General features: G+C 71.8%; 26 protein-coding genes and 1 tRNA gene. 11 read left to right on the top strand and 16 right to left on the bottom strand.

What is annotated here, in order from left to right:
• On the bottom strand, window positions 1-3,916 hold a 3,916-nt coding region (locus AB0B76_RS41890; RefSeq protein ID WP_360386257.1), incomplete at its 3' end, for a HEAT repeat domain-containing protein.
• 84 nt (window positions 3,917-4,000) lie between these two features.
• Window positions 4,001-4,747, bottom strand: coding sequence for a hypothetical protein (locus tag AB0B76_RS41885; protein ID WP_360386254.1), 747 nt, complete (start codon window positions 4,745-4,747; stop codon window positions 4,001-4,003).
• Window positions 4,748-4,954: 207 nt separating this feature from the next.
• On the opposite strand from AB0B76_RS41885, the gene AB0B76_RS41880 reads away from it, so the two are divergent.
• Entirely contained in the window at window positions 4,955-5,896 is a 942-nt protein-coding gene (locus tag AB0B76_RS41880) for an SCO2521 family protein (protein ID WP_360386251.1), read from the top strand.
• 69 nt (window positions 5,897-5,965) lie between these two features.
• On the opposite strand, the gene AB0B76_RS41875 is transcribed toward AB0B76_RS41880, so the two are convergent.
• From AB0B76_RS41875 to AB0B76_RS41860, 4 genes are all read right to left on the bottom strand, one after another.
• Window positions 5,966-6,931, bottom strand: coding sequence for an SCO2522 family protein (locus AB0B76_RS41875; RefSeq protein ID WP_360386249.1), 966 nt, complete (start codon window positions 6,929-6,931; stop codon window positions 5,966-5,968).
• On the bottom strand, window positions 6,931-7,848 hold the full coding sequence (locus tag AB0B76_RS41870; protein WP_360386247.1) for an SCO2523 family variant P-loop protein: 918 nt from the start codon (window positions 7,846-7,848) through the stop codon (window positions 6,931-6,933). The genes AB0B76_RS41875 and AB0B76_RS41870 overlap by 1 nt, the downstream gene beginning before the upstream one ends.
• Window positions 7,849-7,850: 2 nt before the next feature.
• Window positions 7,851-9,719, bottom strand: a complete 1,869-nt coding sequence (locus AB0B76_RS41865; protein WP_360386245.1) for an SCO2524 family protein — start codon at window positions 9,717-9,719, stop codon at window positions 7,851-7,853.
• A 151-nt stretch (window positions 9,720-9,870) separates the two neighbouring features.
• Window positions 9,871-10,824, bottom strand: a complete 954-nt coding sequence (locus AB0B76_RS41860) for an FAD-dependent oxidoreductase (RefSeq protein ID WP_360386243.1) — start codon at window positions 10,822-10,824, stop codon at window positions 9,871-9,873.
• A 304-nt stretch (window positions 10,825-11,128) separates the two neighbouring features.
• On the opposite strand from AB0B76_RS41860, the gene AB0B76_RS41855 reads away from it, so the two are divergent.
• A complete protein-coding gene (locus tag AB0B76_RS41855; RefSeq protein ID WP_360386240.1) occupies window positions 11,129-11,932 on the top strand; it encodes an SCO2525 family SAM-dependent methyltransferase in 804 nt (267 codons plus the stop codon).
• 281 nt (window positions 11,933-12,213) lie between these two features.
• Here the strand turns inward: AB0B76_RS41855 and AB0B76_RS41850 are convergent.
• From AB0B76_RS41850 to AB0B76_RS41825, 6 genes are all read right to left on the bottom strand, one after another.
• A tRNA-Ala gene (locus AB0B76_RS41850) sits at window positions 12,214-12,290 on the bottom strand.
• Between the two features lie 66 nt (window positions 12,291-12,356).
• Window positions 12,357-13,043, bottom strand: a complete 687-nt coding sequence (locus AB0B76_RS41845; protein WP_360386238.1) for a hypothetical protein — start codon at window positions 13,041-13,043, stop codon at window positions 12,357-12,359.
• Window positions 13,044-13,230: 187 nt separating this feature from the next.
• The gene (locus AB0B76_RS41840) at window positions 13,231-13,848 is read right to left on the bottom strand and encodes a GNAT family protein (RefSeq protein ID WP_360386235.1); all 618 of its coding nucleotides are present in this window, start codon (window positions 13,846-13,848) and stop codon (window positions 13,231-13,233) included.
• Window positions 13,845-15,131: a gephyrin-like molybdotransferase Glp gene (gene glp, locus AB0B76_RS41835; protein ID WP_360386233.1), complete on the bottom strand. Its 1,287-nt coding sequence runs from the start codon at window positions 15,129-15,131 to the stop codon at window positions 13,845-13,847. The genes AB0B76_RS41840 and glp overlap by 4 nt, the downstream gene beginning before the upstream one ends.
• Entirely contained in the window at window positions 15,128-16,060 is a 933-nt protein-coding gene (locus AB0B76_RS41830; protein WP_360386230.1) for a UTP--glucose-1-phosphate uridylyltransferase, read from the bottom strand. The genes glp and AB0B76_RS41830 overlap by 4 nt, the downstream gene beginning before the upstream one ends.
• Window positions 16,061-16,069: 9 nt before the next feature.
• On the bottom strand, window positions 16,070-18,136 hold the full coding sequence (locus AB0B76_RS41825) for a diguanylate cyclase (RefSeq protein WP_360386228.1): 2,067 nt from the start codon (window positions 18,134-18,136) through the stop codon (window positions 16,070-16,072).
• Window positions 18,137-18,203: 67 nt separating this feature from the next.
• On the opposite strand from AB0B76_RS41825, the gene AB0B76_RS41820 reads away from it, so the two are divergent.
• The gene (locus AB0B76_RS41820) at window positions 18,204-18,827 is read left to right on the top strand and encodes a 5-formyltetrahydrofolate cyclo-ligase (RefSeq protein ID WP_360386225.1); all 624 of its coding nucleotides are present in this window, start codon (window positions 18,204-18,206) and stop codon (window positions 18,825-18,827) included.
• Window positions 18,828-18,830: 3 nt separating this feature from the next.
• Complete coding sequence (locus AB0B76_RS41815) at window positions 18,831-19,163, top strand: FmdB family zinc ribbon protein (RefSeq protein ID WP_360386222.1); 333 nt, start codon at window positions 18,831-18,833, stop codon at window positions 19,161-19,163.
• A gap of 60 nt (window positions 19,164-19,223) precedes the next feature.
• On the opposite strand, the gene AB0B76_RS41810 is transcribed toward AB0B76_RS41815, so the two are convergent.
• Window positions 19,224-19,406 carry a hypothetical protein gene (locus AB0B76_RS41810; protein ID WP_360386284.1) on the bottom strand — a complete coding sequence of 61 codons (183 nt, stop codon included), beginning with the start codon at window positions 19,404-19,406 and terminating at the stop codon, window positions 19,224-19,226.
• Window positions 19,407-19,491: 85 nt separating this feature from the next.
• Between AB0B76_RS41810 and AB0B76_RS41805 the strand changes: the two genes are divergently transcribed.
• The 3 genes from AB0B76_RS41805 (at window position 19,492) to AB0B76_RS41795 (ending at window position 20,666) form a co-directional block, all read left to right on the top strand.
• A complete protein-coding gene (locus AB0B76_RS41805; RefSeq protein WP_360386220.1) occupies window positions 19,492-19,626 on the top strand; it encodes a hypothetical protein in 135 nt (44 codons plus the stop codon).
• Window positions 19,627-19,681: 55 nt separating this feature from the next.
• The gene (locus AB0B76_RS41800; protein ID WP_360386218.1) at window positions 19,682-19,984 is read left to right on the top strand and encodes a translation initiation factor 2; all 303 of its coding nucleotides are present in this window, start codon (window positions 19,682-19,684) and stop codon (window positions 19,982-19,984) included.
• Between the two features lie 175 nt (window positions 19,985-20,159).
• Window positions 20,160-20,666, top strand: coding sequence for a hypothetical protein (locus AB0B76_RS41795; RefSeq protein WP_360386215.1), 507 nt, complete (start codon window positions 20,160-20,162; stop codon window positions 20,664-20,666).
• Window positions 20,667-20,670: 4 nt separating this feature from the next.
• Here AB0B76_RS41795 and AB0B76_RS41790 read toward each other — a convergent pair whose 3' ends face one another.
• Both AB0B76_RS41790 and AB0B76_RS41785 read right to left on the bottom strand, forming a co-directional pair.
• The gene (locus tag AB0B76_RS41790) at window positions 20,671-20,856 is read right to left on the bottom strand and encodes a DUF397 domain-containing protein (RefSeq protein WP_360386213.1); all 186 of its coding nucleotides are present in this window, start codon (window positions 20,854-20,856) and stop codon (window positions 20,671-20,673) included.
• 160 nt (window positions 20,857-21,016) lie between these two features.
• Window positions 21,017-21,904 carry a helix-turn-helix transcriptional regulator gene (locus AB0B76_RS41785; protein ID WP_360386210.1) on the bottom strand — a complete coding sequence of 296 codons (888 nt, stop codon included), beginning with the start codon at window positions 21,902-21,904 and terminating at the stop codon, window positions 21,017-21,019.
• A gap of 445 nt (window positions 21,905-22,349) precedes the next feature.
• Between AB0B76_RS41785 and AB0B76_RS41780 the strand changes: the two genes are divergently transcribed.
• Window positions 22,350-22,661 (top strand): hypothetical protein, encoded by a 312-nt coding sequence (locus tag AB0B76_RS41780; protein WP_360386207.1) that lies wholly within the window; start codon window positions 22,350-22,352, stop codon window positions 22,659-22,661.
• Between the two features lie 42 nt (window positions 22,662-22,703).
• On the opposite strand, the gene AB0B76_RS41775 is transcribed toward AB0B76_RS41780, so the two are convergent.
• Entirely contained in the window at window positions 22,704-23,186 is a 483-nt protein-coding gene (locus tag AB0B76_RS41775; protein ID WP_360386205.1) for a DUF2231 domain-containing protein, read from the bottom strand.
• A gap of 115 nt (window positions 23,187-23,301) precedes the next feature.
• Here AB0B76_RS41775 and AB0B76_RS41770 point away from each other — a divergent pair, with 115 nt between their 5' ends.
• Genes AB0B76_RS41770 through AB0B76_RS41760 form a run of 3 tightly spaced genes read left to right on the top strand, consistent with a single transcriptional unit; the run spans window position 23,302 to window position 24,887 of the window.
• Window positions 23,302-23,739, top strand: coding sequence for a Fur family transcriptional regulator (locus AB0B76_RS41770; protein WP_360386203.1), 438 nt, complete (start codon window positions 23,302-23,304; stop codon window positions 23,737-23,739).
• Window positions 23,736-24,554, top strand: a complete 819-nt coding sequence (locus AB0B76_RS41765; protein ID WP_360386200.1) for an oxygenase MpaB family protein — start codon at window positions 23,736-23,738, stop codon at window positions 24,552-24,554. Before AB0B76_RS41770 ends, AB0B76_RS41765 begins: the two co-directional genes overlap by 4 nt.
• Before the next feature lie 51 nt (window positions 24,555-24,605).
• Window positions 24,606-24,887: a hypothetical protein gene (locus AB0B76_RS41760; RefSeq protein WP_360386198.1), complete on the top strand. Its 282-nt coding sequence runs from the start codon at window positions 24,606-24,608 to the stop codon at window positions 24,885-24,887.
• Window positions 24,888-24,927 lie beyond the last annotated feature (40 nt).

The following is a 24,927-nucleotide window of genomic DNA, read 5'->3' as shown; positions in this document are numbered from 1 at the left end:
CGCCGAACCCGTCGCCCAGCACCTGGCACGCCTGGCGGCGGATGGCCGGGTCGGGGTCCGCGGCCCGGGCCAGCAGCGCGGTGCGCATCTCCCCCTCGCCGGCGAGCGGGCCGAGACTCTCGGCGGCGATGCGGAACACCTGCGGGTCGGGGTCCCGCCCGACCCGGTCGCGCAGCAGCTCCAGGAGCCGGGGCGGCGGGAAGCGGCCGATCAGCGTCCCCAGCGCGGCCAGCCGGACCCGCGCGTAGTCGTCGGTGCGGACCCGGTGCACCAGGTGGCGGAAGACCCGGTCGCGGTGACGGGACCAGGAGGTGAGTGCCTCGGCGCTCTCCCGCACGATCTGCGGCTCGTCGTCGGCGCGAACGCGCTCGAGCAGGCGGTCGTGGACCTCGGGCGAGGCGCCGAGCCGGATCAGGGCCCGCACGGCGGCCAGCCGCACGACGGCGTCGACCTCCTCGGCGGCCTGCCGGATGATCAGGTCGCGGCTGCGCGGGTCGCCCGCGAAGTGCTCGGCCAGCAGCCGCGTCGCGGCCAGGCGCGTCCCGGCCGAGCCGTCCTCACGGGCGCGGCGCACGAGCAGGTCGGCGGTGTCGTCGTCGCGCCAGTGCTCGGCGATGCGCTCCAGCGCGAACGTCCGCACGCCGGCGTCGCCGTCCACGGCCGCCGCCCGCCCGAGCAGGTCACGGTCGGGCTGGTACCGCTCGGTAAGCGTCCGCAGCGCGCTGAGCCGCAGCCCGGCGTCGGTGTCGTGCACGGCGCTGTCCAGCAGCAGCTCCCACAGCCCGGGCCCGGTCTTGTCCAGCCGGACCAGGCCGTCCAGGGCCACCGCCCGGCAGCCGGGGTCGGAGTCCTTGTGCCGCAGGGCGTCGGCCAGCAGCGCCCGCACGTCGTCATCCGGGCACCACTCGGCCAGCAGCCGCAGCACGCACCGGCGCACCGGGTCGGTGGTCTCGGCCCCCACGCGCGCGAGCAGCAGGGCCCGCAGCTCCTCCACGCCGGCGCCGCCCTCGTCGAGCAGCGCGTGCGTGGCCGCCTCGACCACGCCGGCGTCGGGGTCGGCGCGGATGCGGTCCACGAGCAGCGGCGCGATGTCCGGCCGCCCGGCGACGTGCCCGCCGAGCGCCCGCACTGCGGCCCGGCGCACCGGCTCGTTCGGGTCCTCGGCGGCCCGGTCGGCCAGCAGCTCGCGGATCGCGTCGCCGAGCTCGGGCCGGGCGCCGAGGGTCTGCACCGCCATGAGGCGCAGGTCCGGGGACGGGTCGTCGGAGGCGTGCTCGACGAGCAGCTGAGTGGTCTGCGGGTCGTCGGCGAAGCCGGCGACGAGGGCCTGCACGGCCGCGAGGCGCACCTTGCCGTCCTGGTCGGACTGGGCCCGCGCGGTCAGCAGCGCCGCGCAGCGGGCCCGGCGGCTGGCCCCGGCCGGCTGCTCGGCCAGCCCGGGCAGCGCCGCGACCTCGGCCAGGCCGGCGATCAGCGCATGCCGGGCGCGCCGGTCGCGGGTGCCCCCGAGTCGCTCGTCCAGCAGGTCCTCGATGCCCTCCTGCGGGGTGGCCAGCAGGGCCGCGATCCGCGTGGCGAACGCCGAGCCGGTGACCCAGCTGACCATGAGACCCCGGCGGCGGTACCAGAAGATGAACGCTTCGCGCCCCGGCCAGCGCTCACCCAGCACCCGGGCGGTGGGCAGGATCTCCGCCGCGACGAGTTCCGCGGTGGCCCGGTCCTCGATCGAGATGCCGTGCTCGATGAGCAGGATCAGCTGCCGCAGCACCGTACCCGCCGCGGTGGCCACGGTCCGCACGTCGGCCACCTCGGCCAGGCACTGCGCGGCAAGCGTCAGGTTCCACGGCGGCTGGGTGAACTCCCCCGCCGGCCACGGCCGGTTCACCTCGACCGCCAGCATCTCGATCAGCTCGCCCGCGGGCCGCTCCGGCAGCTGCCCCACGATCAGCCGGAGCACCTCGCGCCACGACGGGTCGGCCCAGTGCTCCGTGAACAGCTCCCGCAGCCGCTCCGGCGACCAGTCCGGGTCGCCCTGCTCGAACCGCTCGACGATCGCCTGGGCGCAGAAGAACTCCAGGAACGTGCGGTGCACGAAGCCGTGCAGCCGCGCCCCGTAGCGGCCCAGGATGAAGTTGCGCTCCCGCAGCTGGTCGATCATCGTGTTCGCCATCGCGCTGGCCATGCCCCGGGTGTAGGAGTACCGCTCGACCAGGTAGTCCTCGAAGACCCGCTGCAGCTCACGCTTGGCGATGTAGTTGCCCGACAGGCCGCCCTCACGCGACTGCATCCGCAGCGCCAACCGCTGCAGCAGCGCCTTGCAGGCGTTCTCGTCCAGCGGCTCGGCCCCGGCGTGGCGCTCACGCAGCTGGCGGTTCACGTCCCAGTGCAGGATCAGCACGTCGGCCGCGTGGTCGTAGAGCTTCCAGCGCTCCTTGGGCAGCTCCTCGGTGCGGGCCATCACCGCCAGGATGGTCAGCAGCAGCGGGTTGCCGGCCAGCTCCCGGATCGCGGCCGAGCCGTCGATCGCGTCGCGGAGGCGCCCGCGCTGCAGCGCCGCGTCGGCCTGGGCCGCCCGGTCGTCCCGGGAGAGCGCGTGCCAGCTGGCCAGGTACCGCTCGATCTGCTCCTCGTCGAAGTCGTCGAGGGTGAAGTGGTCGAAGCCCGCCTCGGTGAGGGCGCGGCGGGCGTACCCCACGATCCGCGACGTCACCAGCACGCGCGCCTGCGGGAACTGCAGCGCGAACGCCGCGATCTGCCCGGCCGCGGTCTCCCGCCGGTGCGGGTCGAGGATCTCGTCGAGCCCGTCGAACAGGAACAGTGCCCGGCCGCCGCCGCGCAGGTACTGGTTCAGCCCGTCGCGCGGCAGCCCGAGGCTGTCCATGCTCGCGCGGTGGTCGAGGTAGTCCAGGAAGCCCTCGCAGCGCCCGTCGCCCATGTGCGCCAGGAACTCGCGGAGCTCGATCAGGACCGGCAGGTGGCCCCGCAGCCCGGCCAGGCGCGGGTCCGGCTCCCCGTCCGGGCGGGCCAGCGCATCGGCCAGGCTCAGCGCGAGGTACCTGGTCACGGCCGACTTGCCCGAGCCCGGGTCGCCGAGGATCACGATCAGCCGGTGGTCCGGGTCCGACACCACGCCGAAGAGCCGCTCGCGCGCCTTCATCTCGTAGGACTCGCGCAGCAGCACCGCCTGCTGCCGGTCGTCGGGCAGGGCCGGGTCGTCCTCGGCCCGCATCCCCTGCCACCACTCCCGGGGGACCTCGGGCGCGGCCTCCTCGCGCACCGACGGCTCGACGAAGACCGACTGCAGCCCGACGCTGAGGTAGTCCACCGCCGGCTCCGGGCTGAGCACGTCGAGCTCGACGCCCTCGTAGGCCTGGCGCAGCCGCTCGAGATAGGCGTTGCGGGCCTCGTCGCTCAGCTCCAGGGCGGCCTCGGCGTCCGCGGCGGCCCGCTGCTCCTGGGCGCCCTTGTAGTTCGCCAGCGCCGCGGTCACCTGGGCGCCCAGGTCCTCGGCGGTCCCGAAGAAGCTGCAGATGTGGTTGGTGCGCAGCTCCTCACGCAGCGCGGTGATCGCGTCGGCGTCCTCGCCCCGGTCCACCAGGTTCGTCGGCCACAGTGCGTCCTCGGCGAGCAGGAAGATGTAGCACGCCTTCTTCAGCCGCAGCGCCTCGCGGTACTCCAGCTCCGTGATCGACTTGTCGTGGCCCGGCGGGCGGAACCCGTACCGCCAGGCGAACAGCCCCACGTAGATGTCGCACTGCGCCACATCGGCCAGGCACCGCTCCAGCGGCGCCCGCCGGTCGGCGACATACGCCTCCATCGCCACGTCGTCTATGTCGAGACGGCGCAGCGCGGCATGTACCACTTCCCGGCAATCCAGAAGGTCCTTCTGGGTGGCCGAGATATATGCCTTCGTCAACGGCTGCTCCGTGGAGGGTGGGTGGGGTTGGCCGCAGCCTCCACGGTAGCAACATCGATCGACGCGAGCGTCCGGGTCGATCGGCTATTCGAAACGTCCGGATCGCTGATAGATTCCGATCAGCAGGTCCCAGAGCACGTCGTTGTAGGTCGAACCCGCCCGGTCGGCGCTCGGCCGGTGCGCCGGGCAGCGCATCGCCGGCCCGTCCGCCGCCTCATCAATACGGCCCACCTGATGCCGCACGAAACGAATTCGCCAACCGTCGGCGGTGCGGGCCGCGACGAATTTCTCGGCCGGAATACGCAACTCGCCGCCGATCACGTGCGAATAATTGTACGCCGGATACTCGAGATATCCCGAGATGCCGGTGAGAAATGACAGGCGCTCGCGTTCCTGCTTGTCGTGCAGCACGGCGAGACTGGCATACAGCTGGCGGCTGCCCTGCAGGGTGTCGCGCAGCGTGTCGCCGCGCAGCCCGAGATCGCGGCGCGCGAACTCGCACGCCGACTCGAGGCACAGCACCGCCTCCAGCACCCCGAGGCTGATGTTGCGCCGCAGCTTGGCCTCGAGCGACATCCGCAGCTGGGCCAGGGTGGGGTCGGGGCCCGGGGCCTCGTCACTGTGCCGCCAGTCGCCGTCCATCCAGAGGATGGCCTCGCGCCAGCCGTGCGCGGAGCGCACCATCTCGTCGGTGACGAGCTCGTCGACGAGGCTCCGGCAGAGCTCGTTGAACGCCTCGAGGGTTTGGCGCAGGCCATACTCGCCGGCGTTGGCCAGCAGATCGTCCTTGACGGGGGAGGATTTGAGGGCAGCAAACCAACCCACGGTCACGGGGACGTATACCTTCTCGTACAGAAGGCTTTTCGGATGCGCAGCGAGTGCCACAGCGGTCAAGTGAACCACTCCCCGATTATTGATCAAAATTTGGGTCGCTCGGGTTGACTCAAGCATCACCACGCGGCAGATCTCATCCGCACAGTTGCCCCGAACGACTCCGTGCGATGAAATCAGGGGCAGAGCCTTCGGAGCGGAGTGGCGATGTTGATCGGCGAGGTGCACACCGGCCTGCTGCAGCACTCCACGTCGCTCAGGATCGCCGACGCCGTCCAGCTGCTCGGCCTGGTCGAGGGGGCCGAGGTCGCCTCGTCGCTGCGCCCGGCGTCCCACGCCGTGTCCCCCGAGGTCGCCGAGGGCGTCGACTGCATGCTGCCCAGCGCGAGCGGGCGGCGGACGCGGTGCGTGGGCGCGGCGCTGTCGCGGGCCCTCATCGGCGGCGGGCGGGTCGTGCAGGGCTCGGTCGCAGCCCGGCTGGAGCAGAGCGCCGCCGGCCGCCGCCTGTCGTGGTCGCACTACATCGCCCGGGCCGGCCACCTGGAGGCGATCGGGCGGACGGACTGGGACGACGTCGTCACCGGCTTCCTGCGGCCGCGCCCGGGCGTCGAGCCCGCCGACACGCTGAGCCTCGGCGGCATCGCCGACCGGCTCATCGATCGGGTGCAGCGCAACGATCTGCTCGACCGGCGGGCCCCGCTGCGCAGCCGCCGCACCCAGCTGCGCTGGACGGTGCGGGTCGACGAGCGGTTCGCCCAGTCCGGCCGCGCCACGTTCACGATGGGCGCCGACGGCCTGCGCACCGTCGAGCTGGAGCTGGCCCCGCACGAGGCGCCCGCCGCCCAGGAGCTGTGCGAGGACCTGGCCCTGCACGACTGGCTGCTGACCACCGTCGCCCGGTTCATCGAGGACGTCACCAGCAGCCCCCGCCCGGTGGAGGACAAGGCCGGGCAGCTGCGCCCGGTGGTGGAGCAGCTGCTGCACCTGTGGATGCCGGGGGCGCGGGTGAACCCGGCGCTGCTGCCGGTGTGGGACGTCTTCGAGCGCCGCCCGGGCTTCACCCGGCAGTGGACGACGTCGGTGGAGTGGATCCGCGACCAGGTCGCGTCCGGGACCATCGCCCTGCTGCAGCGCGCGGCGGCGCGCTAGGGGCTGTATCGAAGTGGGCGTCTGAGTCCGCCGCGGCCCGGCCATCCACCTCGATACAGCGGCTAGGCGTCAGGCGTCGTTGACGAACGCGTACGAGATGCGCTGCACCACCTGATCGGGCACGGCCACGCCCTCGTGGGCGCTGCGGTCGGTCAGCTCCTCGCGCACCGAGCCCTCCACCGAGACCTGGCTGAGGATCGTCCGCACGGCCAGCTCGACCGGCAGGAACTGGCTGCGCAGGATCGACATCGTGCGGTACGCACTGAAGGGCGCGGCCTTGGGGTTGAGCTGCACCACGGTCGGCAGCCGGGACCAGTCCTGGGGCAGCGGGTCGTCGTCGTCGAGACGGTACGGCCGCACCGCCGCCTCGCCGTGGTGACGCAGCAGCCCCAGCCGGACGAGCTGCCACACCGAGGCGAGGTAGGCGCACGACCAGACCTGCTCACCCTTCTCGTGCGACCACAGCTCGACGTCGACGAAGATCGAGTGACCCTTCGGCCCGTTCTCGTGCGGCGGGCTCCACTGCGGCCCGGCGGCCATCGCCGGGGCGGTGCCCGGGGTGCGCTGGCCGTTGCAGAGCCAGCCCGACTCGGCGACCGGCGGGCGCCCGCCCGTGGTCTGCGGCGGCGGGTCGGAGACCAGGCGGTCGGCGACGAGCCGGGCCAGCGGGACGCCCTCGGCCTCGACGCAGCCCGACTCGCGGGCCACGTAGTCGATGGTCAGGTCGTACGCCTCGGCGGCCTTGCGCAGCTGCTCGATGACCTCGGCCGGGTTCGGGATCGTGTTGCGGTAGTCGTCGACGAGGAAGCACGTGCTGATCCGCGGCCGGACGTGTTTCGGCAGCTGGGCCGCGCACGCCGCCCGGGCCTGGTGCACCCACGGCGCGACGCGCTCGAAGTGCCGGTGGATGTTGACATACCCGGGGCCGAAGTCCTCCGCGTACAGGTGGCCGATCTCGATCGACAGGTGCGACAGCGGGATCGACACCGTGCGCGGCTGCGCCGCGAGCTCCCGGAACTCGACCTCCGCCACCATTACACGACCTCCCAGGCGACGGGGTCGACGATGTCCTTGGCCAGCTTCTCGAACGCCTCCACGGTCTCCACGTTGGCGATCTTGCGTTCGTAGAGGTCGTTGTCGGAGATCAGCTGCTCCCGCCACTGCAGCAGCGGGTCGAGCGGGATCGAGGCGATGACCTGGGTGATGCCGACCTTGCGACTGCTGGCCAGGTCGGTCAGCCGCGCGTTGCACTCGCGCAGGAAGGCGATCTGGGCCGGGCGCAGCGGGCTGAGCTCCTCCGCGTCGGGGTTGATGACGGCGGTGCGGACGAGGCGCAGCGCGTCGAGCAGCTCCTGGCGGTCGTGGCCGCGCTCCTCGCCGGTGGCCAGGATGCCGCCCTCGTCGTAGACCAGGCCGGCCGCCGCGCCCACGTGCTGGTTCGTCCAGCGGTGGAAGATCAGCCAGCGGGTGAGGACCTTGCGCAGGCTCGGCATCGCGGTCGCGGCCAGCACCATGTCGGTCGCATACGACCGGCCGGCGCTGAGGTCCACGATGACGATGTCGAACTCCTCGTCCAGGCGCAGGAAGAGGTCGGCGCAACGCTTGTTCATCTCCGGGGTGTTCGGGAACTCGGAGCCGCCGTGGTCACCGGGGAACAGCACCAGCTGACCGGCGCCGGGCGGGCGCTGCCGCAGGCTCTGGCGGTCGGAGCTCGACCAGATGTCGATCCGCTCGGGCTGGCTGGTGCGACCGTCGAGGTACGAGTGCAGTCCCCCGTTGCGGGTGCCGCTGGCGGCGCCCGCGACCTGGAAGATCGCTCCGGCCGTCGGCGAGCCGAAGTCGAAGTCCAGGTAGCACACCTCGCGGTTGTCCAGCGAGCTGCGGAAGGCAACGTTGCAGCTGGTGACGGAGCGGCCGGTGCCGCCCTTGTCCGAGGTCGCGAAGATCAGCAAGGTCAGTTCACCCCAGTCGACTTCTGCCGGCCGGCCGACAGATCGTTGAGCAGGCCGAGGACGGAGAGGGCGAGGTGGGCCGCGGTGCCGGGGCGGTCGCTGATGATCTCCCGGGCCCGGCGCAGGTTGGCGCGGATGCTCTTGATGTCCGACTCCAGCGACTTGCCGGTGCCCCGCATGAGCTCGCGGTCGAAGAGCTGCTCGGCCTCGCTGAGCAGCGCGTCGGCGTGCTCGCCGAGCGCGGGGCTGGTCAGCGGGCGCCGGTCGAGCACGGTGGCCGTGGCCACCAGCGCGGCCACCACGCGCTCGCTGATGAGCCACGAGGGCGCGTTCTGCGGCGGGACCCGCCCCTCCAGCTCCGTGAACGCCCCACTCGGGTCGTCCCAGAGGTTGCGGCCCGGGCCGCGCTGGAGGCGCCGCTGCAACAGGTGCTCCCAGACCCGGTCGGCGGTCTCGAGCAGCGCGCCCCGGTCGGCGGCGTCGGAGAGCAGCCCGGCGATGTTGGCCGTACGCTGCAGCAGCAGCGGGGCGAACTCGTTGACGATCCAGGTGATCTCGGAGTCGCCCGCCCGCTCGCTGCCGACCAGCGACAGCTGTACGCCGGGGTGGTGCAGGGTGAGCGCCGGGTCGTTGCGGTTGGGCCGCCGGGTCATCCGGGCCCGGTTGGCCAGCTCGGACAGGACGTTGCCGATCCGCACCAGCTCGTCGTTGGAGCTGCGGTCCTGCACGAGGCCCTTCACGGCCAGCGAGGTCACCTGCAGCGTGAAGTAGTCCGAGTCGAGACCGTCGGTGGTCCGCCAGGGGATGTCCTCCAGCGGCCAGCGCGTGCCCTCGCCGTAGGTGGCGACCGTGGCCCAGTAGGAGCGGGTGAGGTCGGAGCGCAGCTGCAGCGCCCGGGACAGCCGCTGCTGCTCCTCGTTGAGCAGGCCGAGCACGCGGGTGCGCTCGGAGAACAGGTCCTCGATCGCGTCCAGGGCGATGACGGTGAAGTACAGGTACGGCGCCTGCTCGGCGATGCCCTTGCGCTGCACGCCGATCGCCTCGGTCGGGGCGACCTCGATGTTCGGGGCGTCCTCGACGATGCCCCACGACCAGCCGCACTCGAAGAGCTGGTTCTGGCTGTCGAGGTCGGTCACCTGACCGGACCCGATGAGCACCTCGCGGAAGCTCGCCATCGTCTGGCGCAGCTCGATGCGCAGGCCGTCGACCACCTCGCGCGACGGGAGGCCTTCCTGGTTGACCGTCCGCACCAGGTTCCGGCCGTACTCCGAGTCGGCGTCGAACACGTTGACGCTGAAGCTGCGCAGCAGCCCGACCATCGCGGCCGTCAGCCGCGCGCTCGCGCGCCGCTCCACGTCGTCGATCTGGTCCCGTATCGCCTGGCGGCGCGTCTTGCTGCGGAACACCCGCGCGAAGCCGACGACGGCCAGTGAGAGGGTGATCGCCATGGCGTAGGAGTCGACGATGTCGAGCTGCCGCTGCTCCTCGGTCGGCTCGCTGCCGTCCATGGCCTCGTTGAAGTAGCTGCCCCCGGCGAAGATCGGCGTGGCCGCCGTCTCCTCACCGGCCGTCGACTCGTCCGTGTAGCGCACGTAGTAGTCCTGCAGCACGGCAATGATCCGCCGCGGGATCTCCATCGTGCCGCCGAACTCCTCGAGCGCATCCAGCGAGTCGATGCCGGTGCGGTCGGGATCGTCCAGGCCGAACACGTGGACCTTGGACGCGGGCAGCAGCAGGCACAGCAGCTGCTCGGCGTCCCCGATCGAGTTGGAGTCGAAGCGGCCACCCCAGACCCACTGGTCCTTCTGCCAGGACCATCGCACCAGGGCGCGCCAGATGTCGAGGATCTCCTGCCGGGGCTGCATTCTCATCGCAAACCACCATCGTCCCTGGAGGGCGTTATTGATCGCGGTCGCAGCCCGTGGCCAATACCGCGACGCAGGCTACAACCAAAATCGTAACCAGCGGAATCGACTATCCCTAGACCCCGGCACGGATCGTGATCCCCACCGGCGGTCCGGATCATTCGATCAAGTGACCCACCGTCTCGGCGCAGCCCCACGACAAACTCACCCCCACCGAGCCGTGCCCGTAGTTGTGGATCAATGGCGTGCCATTGAGATCGGTGAGCTCCAGGCGCACCTCCTTGCGCGAGGGCCGCAGGCCGACCCGGTGCTCGATCACCGTGGCCCCGCTCAGCTTCGGGCGGATGCTCACGCAGCGCTCGAAGATGCGCCGGGCGGTGTCCTCGGCCGGCGCCCACGACTCGGCGTACTCGGTGGCGCATCCACCCAGGACTACGTGGCTGCCGTGCGGAAAGATGTAGGTCAGGTCCTCGCCGTACCCATTGTCCTGGAAGAACTCCTCCAGGCCGGGGTTCTCGACCACCAGCAGCTGCCCGCGCACCGGGAACACGGAGTCGTCGGGCACGAGGTCCCGGGCCCCGACGCCGGTGCAGTTGATCAGGCACCCGGCCTCGCCCAGCAGGTCGTCGAAGGACGCGACGTGGCGGTGGAAGTCGGCCGTGCCGCCGGCGGCGCGGAAGCGCCGGGTCAGATAGTCCAGGTAGACGGGCATGTCCAGCAGCGGGATGGTGTACCGCCAGCCGGTCTCGTACCGCGGCCGGTAGGTGTCGAGCTCCTCCTCGGAGCACGGCTGGTAGTCACGGATCTTCTTCGCCCACTCGGGCGGCCCGCCGGCGTCGCCGGAGACCTCGAGCCCGGAGACGAGCCGCACCCCGGTCCGGGGGTCACCACAGAGGGATTCCAGCGCCTTGAGGGTGACGTCGGACCAATGGATCATTTCCGGATCGTTCACGAGATAGGGCCCCCAACTGGCCCCGGCGGCGGCCGACGTCGTCCGTGTCGGCAATCGGTCGGCCACGAGGTGCACGGAATATTGCCGCTCGGCAAGATAGACGGCCGTCGTGAGTCCCGTTACGCCCGCACCCACCACCAAGAAGTCCGGGCGCCCCATGCACACAGGTTAACCCGATCGGCTGAACATCACGACGTGCATGAATATTTACGAGTTCACTGTCGGAGTACCGACAAAAGCCTTGTCGGTTTGCGACACGTCACTCGCGCCTTCCCCCGCGCGCATGTCGTGGCTGTCGTAAGGTGGAGCAAGGGTGTAGAACCCGCCCACCCGCCCGGGGTGACACTGCCGGTTCGGTGGAGATTGCCGCGAAACGCCCTCCAGTAATGTCAGCGGTCGATCACCGGCGCCGCGCCGGGCGACCCCCAACTCCGCAATCGACGGCGATCCGAGGAGAGGCTCAATGGCGAGCTCCGCGACGGCCCTGAAGACCCGCCGGAGGGGCAGCGGCCCCACCGCCGACACCGTCGCGCCGCCACGCAACGACCAGGTCGACTGGAACCTCTTCAACCCCAAGATCTACCACGCGCACAACTACCGAACGCTGCGCGACGACGACCGCCAGCTCGTCACGCACGTCCGCGACTTCTTCGGCAGCGTGCGGATCGCCCCGACCGCGAAGGGCCTCGACATCGGCCCGGGCGCCAACCTGTACCCGTCACTGTCGATGCTGCCCTTCTGCGGCCAGGTCGAGCTGGTCGAGTACTCGGCCGCCAACATCGCCTGGCTGCGCCGCCAGCAGCTGTGGCTGCGCCGCTTCGACCGCTCCTGGGACCAGTTCTGGAGCCTGTACGGCGAGCACCCGGCCTACGCCCCCTTCGTGCGCGCGAACCGCCCCCTGGACGCCTTCCGCGAGAAGGCCACGGTCAGCCCCGGCAGCATCTTCGAGCTCAAGCGAGCCCGCTGGGACGTAGGCACCATGTTCTTCGTAGCCTGCTCCCTGTCAGCCGACCGCGGCGAGTTCTTCCGAGGGGTGAGCCGCTTCCTGGAGGCCCTGCGCCCAGGCGCCCCCTTCGCCGCCGCCTTCATGACCGGCTCCAGCGGCTACGAAATCAAGAACCAGACCTTCCCGGCCTTCCCGGTAAACGCCGACATCATCAAGCACGCCCTGACCCGCCACGCCCCAGGCGCCGAGATCACCCCGATCATGACCGACCTACGCCCCGAGGTAGGCATGGTCCTAGCCACAGGCTTCCGCCGCCGCTAAAGCAAACAAAAAGCCCAACGGACCCGCCACACACACAAACACCCACCCACCCACACAAACAAACACCCACCGACCCACCGACCCACCCACACAAACAAACACCCACCGACCCACCGACCCACCCACCCACCCACGCGGGACCACTGACCGAACCCGACGGACCGGGCGAAATCGGGGGTGTGGGTGGCGAAGCCCCCACTGGGGAGCAAGCGGAGCGAGCGCGGAGAACCAACTCCACCACAAACGCGAACGGGCACAGCCCGTGAACAGGCTGTGCCCATTGGTGGAGTTGAGGGGACTCGAACCCCTGACCCCCTCGATGCGAACGAGGTGCGCTACCAGACTGCGCCACAACCCCAACCGGTCCTGGTGAAGCGGACCGGCGCTAAGACTAACAGGTCGGTTGCGGGGTTTGCGAACGGGTTCACTGACCTGACGCCCGCGTGTCGTAAGGGCGGCCTCGCAGGGAGTTCATCCGCGCCGCCTCCCGCCGTGCGCGGTCGCGCTCGGCCAGCTGACGGGCCAGGGCCTCGCGCCGGGCGGCCGCGCGCCGCAGCTGCTCGCGGCGGACCTGGGCCTGCCGGCGGGCGATCCAGGCGGCGTACCGCGCCTCCTCGCGCCGGCGCCGGCGGTCGCGCAGCGCACGCGTGCGCAGGTGGGCGAGGTAGTACACGAGCAGCGCGCCGGTCACCGCGAAGCTGACCCAGAAGCCGGGGCTGACCAGCGTGATCCCGCAGACCTCGGCGAGGTTGAGCAGGACGAGCGCGAGCAGCACGCGACGGCGGCGGTACATCGCGCGCGGGCCGCGGTGCATGCGGCGGCGCGCGCGCTGGGCGGCCGGCGGCACCGGCGTCAGGGTGCGGCGGGGCGCGGGCAGCGGGCCGGAGGCCGAGGAGAGCCGCGGGACGAGCAGGCGCGGCGGGTTGACCGGGCGGCGGCCGGGCACGGTACGGCGGCGTCGATCGGCGCGGGTCAGCACCCGCGCGGTCGACAAAGCCCGCTCCGCCACCAGCCGCTCTGTTGCGTCGTAACGGCGCACCAGTGCGGGCGCCAGGGCGAGAAGCCCAGCAGCGGCGAGGACGGCGAGGAGCACCGAGGTCGGCACCCTCACCCCTCCTAATCGAGTCCCGTACGCCGGTCCCCCCAGGCGCGCGAGTCATCCAAGTCTGTGGAAGTTACAGCACGGTAACTCCGACTTATGACCTTACGACGCGCCGGCGCTCGTACCACGTCAACACGCAGGAGGAAACGCCCGAAGGGGCAAATCCGACTTATCCGAAAAGCCGGAGAAGGGGGGCTTAGGTCGACGCCAGGGTCTTGTGCCACCGCGCGAGCAGGCCGCCCTCGTCGGCGAGGTCCTCGGTGGTCATCGCGTAGCCGAGGTGGTCCCGCCAGTCGCCGTCGATGTGCAGGTACCGATGGTGGTAGGCCTCCTGCCGGAAGCCGAGCTTCTCCACGACCCGCCGGCTCGCCGCGTTGTCGGGGCGGATGTTGACCTCGATGCGGTGCAGCCCGCCCGCGGTGAACGCGTGGTCGACGACCAGGGCGAGCGCGGTGGGGATGATCCCCTTGCCGGCGTAGCGGGCGTCGACCCAGTAGCCGGCGTACCCGGAGCAGAACGCCCGCCGCACGATGTTGCCGAGCGTCAGCTGCCCGACGAGCCGGTCCTCGAAGCAGACCGCGAACGGCATCGCGGTGCCGTGGCGCGCGGCGCGGCGCAGGTCGGCGTGCACGGCCCGGAACGCGGGCACGGAGTTCAGGTCGTGCCAGGTGCCGTACGGCGTCGGCTCCCACCGGCCCAGCCACTGCTCGTTGGCCCGGCGCACCTCGGACCAGGGCCGCGCGTCGGAACGCCGGTACGGGCGCAAGGTGACCGGACCGTCCCTGAGCACTACGGGCCAACCGGGCTGACTCATCGCCGCCTATCCAGAAGTATGACGTCCACCGTGGAGCCTGCGGCCGCGCTGATGACCTTCTCCCCCAGCACCATGAGGCCGTTGGCGTCGGCCAGACCGGAGAGGGTGTACGGGCCACCGGCGAGCGGAGCGACAGTGTACCCGCCGCCGCGGCGCTCGGTGATGTACGCCGGCCGGAACTCGCGCATCCCGGAGGGCGAGCTGACCGTCTCGAGCAGGTGGGCGCGCACGCTCGGGCGGAACACCGGATCGGCCCCGGCCAGCAGCTGGATGACCGGGCGGGCGAGCACCTCGAAGCCGATGAGGGCCGCGCCCGGGTCGCCGGGCAGGCAGACGATCGGCACGCCGTTCTGGCCGCCGACGGTGCCGTAGCCGAGCGAGCTGCACGGGTACACGGAAAGATCCGAGAAGACCACGGTGCGGGACAGGATCCGGCGCACCATGTCGCCGGGGCCGGTGCCCGTCCCGCCGGTGGTGATGATGAGGTCGGCGCGGAGCATCTGGTCGTCGAGCAGGCCGCGCAGGCCCTCGGGGTCGTCGTCGCAGATGCCGACGCGGTACGCGTGCGCGCCCGCCTCCGCCGCGGCCGCGGTGAGCGCGTGCGAGTTGGCGTCGACGACCTGACCCGGCTGGCTGGCCCGGCCCACGTCGACGAGCTCGTCGCCGGTCGCGATGACCACCACGCGCGGGCTGGGGCGCACCACGACGTGCCCGATCCCGCTCGCGGCCAGCACCGAGACCAGCGGCGGGGTCACGTAGGCGCCGGCCCGGGCCAGCATCGCCCCGGCGGGCAGCTCGTCGCCGGCGCGGCGCACGCCGTGGCCGCGCTTCGTCGGGTGGTACACCTCGACGGCGGCCATCCCCTGGTCGGTCATCCCGGGCGGGATCACGACGTCGGCGGAGACCGGCATCAGCGCGCCGGACGCGACCGAGAAGCAGGTGCCGGGGGTGAGCCGGACGGGGCGCCAGCTCGAGGCGACCAGGTCACCCACGACGCTCAGCCGGACCGGGCGGCCCGGCTGGGCGTCGCTGACGTCGTCGAAGCGTGCGGCGTAGCCGTCGATGGCGGCGTGGTCGAACGCGGGCACAGGGCCCGGCCCGACCACGTCCTCGGCGAGCACGTTGCCGTGCGCCGCGGTGATCTCCAGGTCCAGCGGGGGCAACGGGCGCAGCCCACGGAGCACGCCGGCGAGGTAGTCGGCGAGGGGGACGCGCGCGTTCGGCCCGACGCCGGCGTCACGCGCCGCGTCGTGGTGTGAGCCCGTCGCTGGAGCCGCTGTCACCCGCGCAGATCCTTCTCCACGAACTGGGTAAGCCACTGGCTGAACGCCGGACCGAGGTCGTCGCGCTTCACCGCGAGCTGGACGACCGTCTGCAAGTACCCCAGCGGCATGCCGGTGTCGTACCGCATGCCCCGGTAGACGATCCCGTGCACCGGGGTGCCCTCCGCCAGCAGCAGCGCCATGGCGTCGGTGAGCTGGATCTCCCCGCCGGCCCCGGGGCCGATACGGCGGATCGCGTCGAAGATTTCGGCGGGCAGCACGTAGCGCCCGACGATGGCGAGGTTGCTCGGGGCCTCTTCCGGCTTGGGCTTCTCGACGAGCGCCGTGACCTTCACCGTCTCCCCGGCCTCGACCTTGAGGTCGGAGGGCTCCACGGCCGCGATGCCGTAGCGATTGGTCTCCTCCGGGTCGACCTCGATGAACGCGAGCACGATGCCGCCGGTCTGGGCCTGCAGGTCGAGCATGGCCGGCAGGAGGGGCTCCGTCTCGTCGCAGAACTCGTCGCCCAGCAGCACCGCGAAGGGCTCGGGGCCGACGTGGGACTCGCCGTACGACACCGCGTGCCCGAGCCCGAGGGGTTCGGCCTGGCGGCAGGTGTAGATCTCGGCGAGCTCGGCCGGGCGCTTGATCGCCTCCAGGCGCTTGGTGTCGCCCTTCTCGATGAGGCGGGCCTCCAGGTCGGGGCGGCGGTCGAAGTGGTCGACCATCGAGGTCTTGCCGCGGCCGGTCACCAGGAGGATGTCCCTGATACCGGCGGCGGCCGCCTCTTCGACGATGTACTGGAGCACGGGCCGGTCGACCACCGGCAGCAGCTCCTTGGGGACGGCCTTGGTTGCCGGGAGGAAGCGGGTCGCTAGCCCCGCCGCCGGGATCACGGCTTTGACAGCCCGCTGGCGCGTCGCGGACTGGTGAGGAGTCGTGTCAGGCATGTAAGCAGGCTAGCCGCCGCGGCTCTGTCGCGGTGGTTGCGCCGCCTTTGGCGCGCCGGGCGTCACCTCGGCGCTCGCCTTCGCGCCCGCCCGCCCCGACGCCAGCCGATATGTGTCGCGACCTCCGGCCTTGGCCGCGTAAAGGGCATCGTCGGCCGCCTCCAGCACCGCCGCGCCGGTCGCGCCATGGTGTGGAAATACCGCGATGCCGATCGATACGGTGACGGGAATACGACGCGGCGCCGGGCTTCCGCCGGCCGAGACGACGAGCACGGGGCTTCGCCGCACGGCCGTGCCCAGCCGCTCGGCGAGCACCGACGCGCCGTCCGAGTCGGTCTCCGGCAGCAGCACCACGAACTCCTCGCCGCCCTGGCGGAAGGCGAAGTCGACCTCGCGGATCTCGGCGCGCAGCCGGCGGGCGAACTCGGCCAGCACCGCGTCGCCCGCGGCGTGGCCGTAGCCGTCGTTCACCTCTTTGAAGTGGTCGAGGTCGAGGGCGAGCACGGCCAGGTCGCGGCCGAAGCGGCTGGCCCGCTCGACCTCGCGGCGAAGCGACTCGCGCAGGTACCGGTAGTTGGACAGGCCGGTCAGCGGGTCGGTGAGGGAGAGCCGCTGGGCCTCCTCGTGCACCCGGACGTTGTCGACGGCGACGGCCGCCTGGCCGGCGAACGTGCGCAAGGTCACCAGGTCGGCGTCGTCGAACTCGTCGAAGCCGTGCCGGTCGTAGAGGGCGAGCACGCCACGCGCGGCCGGCGGGCGCTCGGTGTGCGGCTCCAGGCCGGTGGTCGGGCCGGCGGCGGGGGCGGCGACGGGCACCGCGACGTACGTGACGCAGCGCGGCTCGTTCGCCGAGAGCACGGGCCCGTCGCGGTCGACCCGCCCGCGCATCGGCTCGCCGGACGCGGCGACCGTGCCGAGCAGCCCCTCGCCCGGCGACAGCCGCAGCTCGGCCACGTCCAGCCCGGCGAGGCCCTCGCCGACCTGGCCGCGCAGCTGCGCGCCGGACTGGTCGAGCATGAGCACGACCCCGGCCTGCGCGCCGGTCGCGGCGGTCGCGGTCTGCAGGATCACCTGCAGGATGCGGTCGAGGTCGTGGGTGCCGGCGAGGGTGTCGCCGAGCACGCCGAGCTGGCCGCGCAGCTGGTCGCGGCTGGCGGTCAAGGCTTGGACGTACCCCTGCATCTCCCGCGTCATGCGGTTGAACGTCAGCCCGAGCCGGCCCACCTCGTCCTGGCTGCGCACGGGCACCCGGGCCCCGAGGTCGCCGTCCGCGACCCGCTCGACGGCCTGGGCGAGCTCGGTGAGCGGCTGCGTGGTGGAGCGGGCCAGCCACCAGGCGACGCTGATCGCGACGAGCCCCGCGCAGACCACGACGGCGACGAGTACCGCGTAGAGGCCCTGCACGTCCGGGGCGGGCACGCTCACGGCCAGGGCGAGCGGCTGGCCGGACTGCGCGTCGAGCCGGCGCACGAGCCGGCCGCCGTCGGTCGTGCCGTTCGCGCCGGGCATCAGCCCCTTGGCGAGGGTCACGATGGCGCCGTCCTCGGCGGTGGGCGGCGGCCCGTCGGCCAGCGAGCTGACCCGGACCCCGCTGGCCGAGGCGAGCCAGCCCAGCAGCGTCGAGTCGACCGGCTCGACCGCGTAGGCCCGGCCGGTCCGGCCCCCGGCCGCGTCGAGCACGTCGACGGAGGCGGAGATCGCGGCGAACCCGGACGGGGCCGGTTGGGACGCCGGCGCGCCGCAGTCGGCCCAGGGCCGGGGCGGGAGGTCGCCCGCGGCCGCGAGCACGGCGCCGCCGTCGGTCACCTCCACCGCGCGGGCCAGGCCGCGGCCGACGGCGGTCTGGGCCGCGTCCGGGCGGTCGCCGAGCAGCGCGGCGGTCTCGGCCGCCAGGCGCAGGCGCTGACAGGTGACGGCGAGGGCGGCCCGCAGGTTGTCGGCACCGGCAGCGAGCCGCTCCGAGGCACGCTGGTCGCTCACCGTTGCCACGGCGATGCCGACGAAGACGGCGCCGAGCAGCACGGGGCCCAGGACGACCGCGAGGAAGGCGGCGGTGAGCCGCGCCCGCAGGGTCACGTCGTCCTCCCATCGGTTTGATGCGATGCTGTCACAGATCAGGAGGAATCGAGTGGTACTGCCCGAGTTGTCCCCCAAATCCGAGCTCAGGGCGCACATCCGGTCCGCCCGCCGCGCCCTGCCCGCGACCGTGCGGGCCGGCGCCGACCGGGCCCTTGCCGCGGCGGCGGCGGATCTGGTACGCCGAGCCGGCGCCCGGACCGTGTCCGCCTACGTGCCGCTCGACCTGGAGCCGGGCGGCCCGGACCTCGTGCCCGCCCTGACCGCCGTGGCCGAGCGCCTCCTGCTGCCCGTCCTGCTGGACGACAACGACCTGGACTGGGCGGTGTACGACGACACCTTCGCCCCCGGCCGGTTCGGTCTGCGGGAGCCGGCCGGCCCGCGGCTCGGCCCGGACGCGATCGGGTCGGCGGAGCTGGTGCTGCTGCCGGGGCTCGCGGTGGCCGAGGACGGCACCCGGCTCGGGCAGGGCGGCGGCTCGTACGACCGGGTCCTGCATCGGGTCCAGGCGCCTGCGATCGTCCTGCTCTACCCCGGGGAGCTGGTGCGGAAGATCCCGGCCGAGCCGCATGACCAGCGCGTCTGCGGAGCGTTGCTGGGCTATGACACCGCGCACGTCCATTGGACGAAGGGGTGCCCGATACCGCATCATTGGCACTCGGAGTATCAGAGTGCCAATGATGGAGGCTGAGCGGTGCCTACCTACCAGTACGCCTGCACGGTGTGCGGCCACCAGCTCGAGGCTGTGCAGTCGTTCACCGACGAGTCGCTGACCGAGTGCCCGGAGTGCCAGGGCCGGCTGCGCAAGCAGTTCTCGGCGGTGGGCGTGGTGTTCAAGGGCTCGGGCTTCTATCGCACCGACTCCCGCTCCACCGGCAAGCCGGCGTCCTCGTCCTCCACCAAGACCGAGACGAAGAGCGAGTCGACGTCCACCAAGACGGAGACCAAGACCGACTCGAAGCCGGCCGCGAGCACCTCGACGTCTTCGTCCTCGTCGTCGAGCGGCGGGTCGTCCGCCTCTTCCTGACTTCGGCCACACACCAACGCCCGGCCTGCGAAGACCGGGCGTTCTGGTGTACCCCGCCGGCTACTCCCAGTGCGGCGGACGGTCGGAGAGCAGGCGGTCGTCGTTCGTCGACGCGCGCTCGCCCCAACCGGCGTCGGTGTCGTCGGTGGTGTGGTCCGGGAGCACGACCAGCTCCTCGGCGAAGTCCTCGAAGCTCACTTCACGCTGCTCATCGGTGGGCGCCCACCCGCTGGTACCTGCCACGGCTGCGAGAGTACCCCCGGGAGTTTGCCGGAAAGTGGCCGAATGACGACAGTCGCCCGCGTGGTGCGCGGGTCACACTCGCGGCATGACACAACCCACCCCCGAGCCCGCCGGCGACCCCTCCGCCGACGAGCAGGAGACGCTCCGTCTCGACCAGCAGGACCCCGACGCGACCCGGCCAATGTCCCTGGCCGAGCTGAGCGAGCTCGAGAACGACTAGCCGATCCGGCGCCCACCGCCGGGTTTGCGCCCCGGCGGTGGGTAAGGTCGGTGACGTGAGCGACGACGCGTTCTGGCGACGGCCCGCGGAGGGCAGCGAGACGGCTCCGCCGCCTCCCCCGGCCCCGCCGGCGAGCGTCCCGTACACCGGCGCGCCGCGCAGCACCCCGCCGCCGCACGGCTGGCGCCCGCCCGTGGTCGAGACCCCCGCCCCGCCGCGCACACTGCCGGCCCAGGACGGCGAGCGCATCGACCGCGAGGAGCAGGCGGCCACGATCCTGACGAAGGGCATGGGCATCTTCGCGGGCGCGGTAATGCTGGTCCTGCTCCTGATCCTCTGCGGCCGCGTCCTCTTCTGACCGCCCGGGCAGAGATCCTCCCCCGCCTACACCGAAATGCGCCACCGCTTTGACGCTTGTTCATGTGCGGTGGCGTTTCGTCGCGCTACACTCTGTAGGCAAGCGGACCGCAACCAGGCTACTTGTCACGTGACAAGATCAATTGCCTCGCTGGTCCCGAAGCGAGGTGTTCGCGATGGCCCGGCGCGATCGACTGCAGCGACAGGTCCACTGGATCGACCTCACCGCGTCCGACGACGAGCGGGAGCGGGTGCCGGGCCCCCGGGCCGACGGCGAGGACATCGCGGCCAGTTCCCACGTGCGCATCCTCGGCCTGTCGATCGAGATCTCGCTCCGGGGTCGTGGCGATCGCTCCGCCCGGGCGGTGATCCGGTCCGTGGTCATCGGCACGGCGATGGGTCCGCCGGTGGTCGGCGTCGTCGCCTGCCTCGCCGTCGGCGCCCACGCGCTCATCACGCTGTCGGTGTTTCTCGCCCTGAGCGCACTGACCCTGAGCGACGCCTGGCGCACGCTGCACCGCGCGGCCCGCGAGGGGCGCTCCGCCCCGGTTCGCGTCGACGGCGATCGCCGACTTCACCCACCGGCCGGCCGGCGGCGCCTGCCGGCCAAGGCCCACCCGCCCCGCCCGCCGGCGCAGCGCCCGAGAAGGCGACGGCGCAATCGGCGCCGGCCGCGGCACTGAGGCGTCAGCGCGTCACGTACGCGACGAATCGCCGCCAGTCGCGCGGGTCGACCGCCAGCATCGGCCCGTCCGGGTTCTTCGAATCCCGGATCAGCACCGAATCGTCGCGCTCGGCGATTTCGACGCAGCCGTCCTGGCCGCTCGCCGAGCTGTGCCGCCAGACCGGCGCGCCCCGATCGTCGCCAACCACTGATCCTCCCCAACCCCGTCCGCCGTCGTCGGCACACGGAGCCCCGGGCGGTCGGGCTAGCCGAACATCCCAGAAGTATATTGGCGATCGGCAATCCCGACCAGCGGATGCGGCCCGTTGACATCCGCCGGCATCACCAGTTCTGGGTATTTTTCGGCGGTCAGACGGCCTTTAGGCGCTGCGTCGCCGCGTCGATGACCGAGCCGATGTCCTGGGGTCGGCTGGCGCGGCTTTCCATGTCCTGGAACCGGTCCACGTATCGGGCGATGACGTCGAAGTCGTCCCGGACGATCAGCTGGTCCTTGATGGATTCCATGTACAGCAGGCCGTTGTCCAGAGGGTCCTCGAATTCCAGGAGGACGAACGCCGACCGCAGCGCCGGATAGAAGCCGGCACTGAACGGCATGACCTGGATCGTGATGTTCGGATACGCCGCCATCTCCCGCAGGTGCTCGGCCTGCTCGACCATGAGCGAGGGGTCGGCCCCGTTGCCCATCGGGCGGTGCAGGACCGCCTCGTCGATGATGAAGAACGCCTGCGGGCCGTCCTCGTCGGTCAGTATCGCCTTGCGCTCGAGGCGGGCATTGATGCGCTGCTCGCGAATCTCCTCGGGAAGCGGGTCCTCGGCCGTGAGGCGCATGATTTCGGTCGCGTATTCGCGCGTCTGCAGCGGGCCGGGGATCAGCGTCGGCTCATGCTGGCGGATGATGCGGGCCGCCTCCTCGTTCTCGAGGAACTCGGCGAACTCCTTCGACAGGACGTTGCGGTAGCGGCCGCTGATGGTGTCGGCGCCACGGCTGGCGGCGCGAGCCAGATTGAGCATCGATTCCACCTCGGCTGGATCGGTGACGCCATAGCCGGTCAGTATGGCGCGCAAATCGGTGACATTAATGCTCACCTTGCCCATTTCGATACGCATCACCTTGGTGGATGACCATTCGAGCGCATCGGCTATCTCCTTCTGCGTCATGTCCCGATCCATGCGGATCTTGCGCAGCAACGATCGCAGGCGGCGGCGACTGACGGCGGCGCCCTGGCTCCGCGGCATAAAGCTCTCCTCGAGGAAGATCGCGTCTGGTCGGCGGCAGCACCCCGCACCGCGGCGGCGCTCGCCCCCGAGGGACGCGCCGGCCGCGGACGGGGCGGCCGCTACGAGTGTCCGGCCGCGACGAGCGCCGGGGCCGTCCATGCGCAGACGGCTCCCAGCCGATGCGATCGCGTCATGAACCCCCCTCGGCCTGATCGCCTGACCTGGCGGCCATCGATCTTGTCAGGTGACAGATCGTGGCCCTCCGGAACGCCACCCTACCGTGAGCGATCCGGCGTTCGCAGGCGGGCGGCAGGAGTGTCGCATATGCATTTCATATGCATCCGCAGGTGCAGATGAGGGCGCGGCCGGGGTACAGTCGAAGCCTCGCAAGCGCCATCGATGCAGCAGTTGTCCGCGAATCGTCATGATGACCACTGCATCGAGCCGACCTCGAGGAGGGTCCGTGGCAGCAGCGGAGCGCGTCATCGACGCAACTGGCGGAGTCGCGCCGGGAACTCGGAAGCGCAGGGCCGGGACGGAGCCGGACACGCCCGCGGGCGACGGCGGCGGCCTCGTGCGCATCACCGTCAACCTCACGCCGAAGGCGTTCGGGGCGCTCACCCGCAGCTGCGAGGCGACCGGCGACTCCAAGACGGACACGATCAACCGTGCCCTGCTGGTCTACGACCTGGTTCGCGGGCTCGCCGACGAGGGCGGCGGCAGCATCACGATGGTCAACCCCCAGGGCGAGCGGGAGCGCCTCCACCTGCTGTAGACCGCCAGGAGGCCGGCTGCAGCAGGTGGAGGCGCGCCGGGCCTAGAAGCCTTCCCACGCCATGTGCGCGCCGCTGTCGCCGGTCTTGTACACGTAGAACGCCGCCGCGGCGGCCAGGATCACCGACAGGCCCGCGACGACGTAGTGCGCCACGGCCGGGGCCTTGATCCGCTCGGTACCCTCGCGGCTCGCGGGGATCATGAACGCCATCACCAGGGCCACCACCGCCAGGCCCAGGATCACCCAGAACAGCTTGTCGGCGTAGCCCTCGTGCTCCGTGATCGCCGCCTTCAGCTGCGGCGACTGGAACGCCCGGTTGGTGCTGAACGACTCGCCGGACTCCTTGGCGAAGAACACCGAGATCGGCGCGGCGATCGCGAACGCCACGAGCGGCCAGCGGATGTGCCGGCGGCTGGCCGGCCATACGCCGTAGAGGACGGCGACCAGCGCCAGCAGGGGCACCAGCACGACCGCCGCGTGGATGAACAGCGGATGGGCCGGGATACCAGTGACACGATCGAACACGAAGCCTCCTCGTTCCAGTTACGGATCCTCCCCCTCGGGGGGTACCCGTGTGGGAGATCCTAGGTTCAAGAGCCCGGAAACATTTGAACGGTTCCAGGCTGCGTGGTCTCATGGAATGGTGTCGGGTGAGGATCTGCTGCGCGCCCGGGGTCTGCGAGTGACGCGACCCCGGCTGGCTGTGCTGGAGGTCCTCGAACAGTCCCGCGGCCATCTCGACGTCGAGCAGATCGCGGTCCGGGTGCGCCAGCGCCTCGACACGGTCTCGACCCAGGCGGTGTACGACGTGCTCAGCGCGCTCTCCCGGGCCGGCCTGGCCCGCCGCATCGAGCCCGCCGGGAGCCCGGCGAAGTACGAGGCGCGGGTCGGCGACAACCACCACCACGTCGTGTGCCGCGGCTGCGGCGAGATCGCCGACGTGGACTGCGCGGTGGGCGAGGCGCCCTGCCTGACCCCGTCCCAGGCCCACGGCTTCGTCCTGGATGAGGCCGAGGTCACGTTCTGGGGCCTCTGTCCGGCGTGCCAACGTCGGCGGGCGGAAGAAACAACGCAGTGAGGGAAGATCAGGGCCTCTTCGGCCCCGGCTCCGTCACGTGGCGCGTGCACCGCGAGCCGATGGTCACCGTCGGCGGGCTGCGCAGCCTCTACCTGCAGGCCCTGCACCCGCGCGCCGTCGCCGGGGTGGAGCAGAACAGCCGGTACCGCCAGGACCCCTGGGGCCGCCTGGCACGCACCTCGACCTACGTGACCACCGTGATCTACGGCACCACCGAGGAGGCCGAGCGCGCCGGCGAGCGGGTCCGCGCCCTGCACGCCCGGATGACCGCGGTCGACCGGCGCACCGGACAGCGCTTCCGCGTCGACGAGCCCGAGCTGCTGCGGTGGGTACACGTCACCGAGGTCGAGTCGTTCCTGACCGCGGTCGTGCGCGGGGGGCTGCGGCTCACCCCGCAGGAGGCCGACGAGTACTTCCGGGAGCAGACCCGCACCGCCGCGCTGGTCGGCCTCGACCCGGCGACGGTCCCCGACTCGGTGGCCGCCGTCGAGGCCTACTACGAGCGGATGCGCCCGAGCCTCGAGCTCACCGCGGACTCGGCCGCGACCGGGATCTTCCTGACCGTGCCGCCGCTGCCGTACGGGCTGGGCCTCACCCCCGTCCGGGGCGCCCAGTTCAGCGTCTCGGCGCTGGCGATCGGGCTGCTGCCGACCTGGGCCCGGCGGCTCTACGGGCTGCCCGGCCTGCCCGTCACCGACCTCGTGACCTCGATGAACGCCCGGGTCATGGGCCGCCTGCTGCGCTCGGTGCCGATCGAGTGGATCGAGTCGCCGGCCCGCAAACGCGCGATGCAGCGGCTGGGCCGCCGCAACTGAAGCCGCAACCGAAGCCGCAACTGAGAGGCCCTCCGCGGCGTTCAACCCGGAGTGACCCGCCGGCTCAGCCTGGTCGAGGATCTGGCGTTCGGCACCGCGATCGGCCTCATCGCCGGGACGGCCGCCCGCCCGGTCCTGTGGGCCTGGCCGATCCTGACGGTCATCCTGCTGCGCCGCCACCTGCGCACGCCCGAGTACCCGCACCGGCCCCCGCGAAGCTGGTCGTGGGCGGTAGTCGCGGTGGCGCTGTGGCTGTTCGTCCCCTGGGGGCCCGTCGAGCGCTTCCTCGCCGGGGCGGCGCCGGCGGGCCTCACGGCGACCCTGCTGATCTGACACAACTCCTGGGGCCAGCACTTCTTCGCGATCGCCGGCT

It is taken from the genome of Dactylosporangium sp. NPDC049140, from assembly GCF_040648435.1.
The sequence above is the reverse complement of the archived record's forward strand: the minus strand, read 5'-3'. Positions and strand labels throughout refer to the sequence as shown.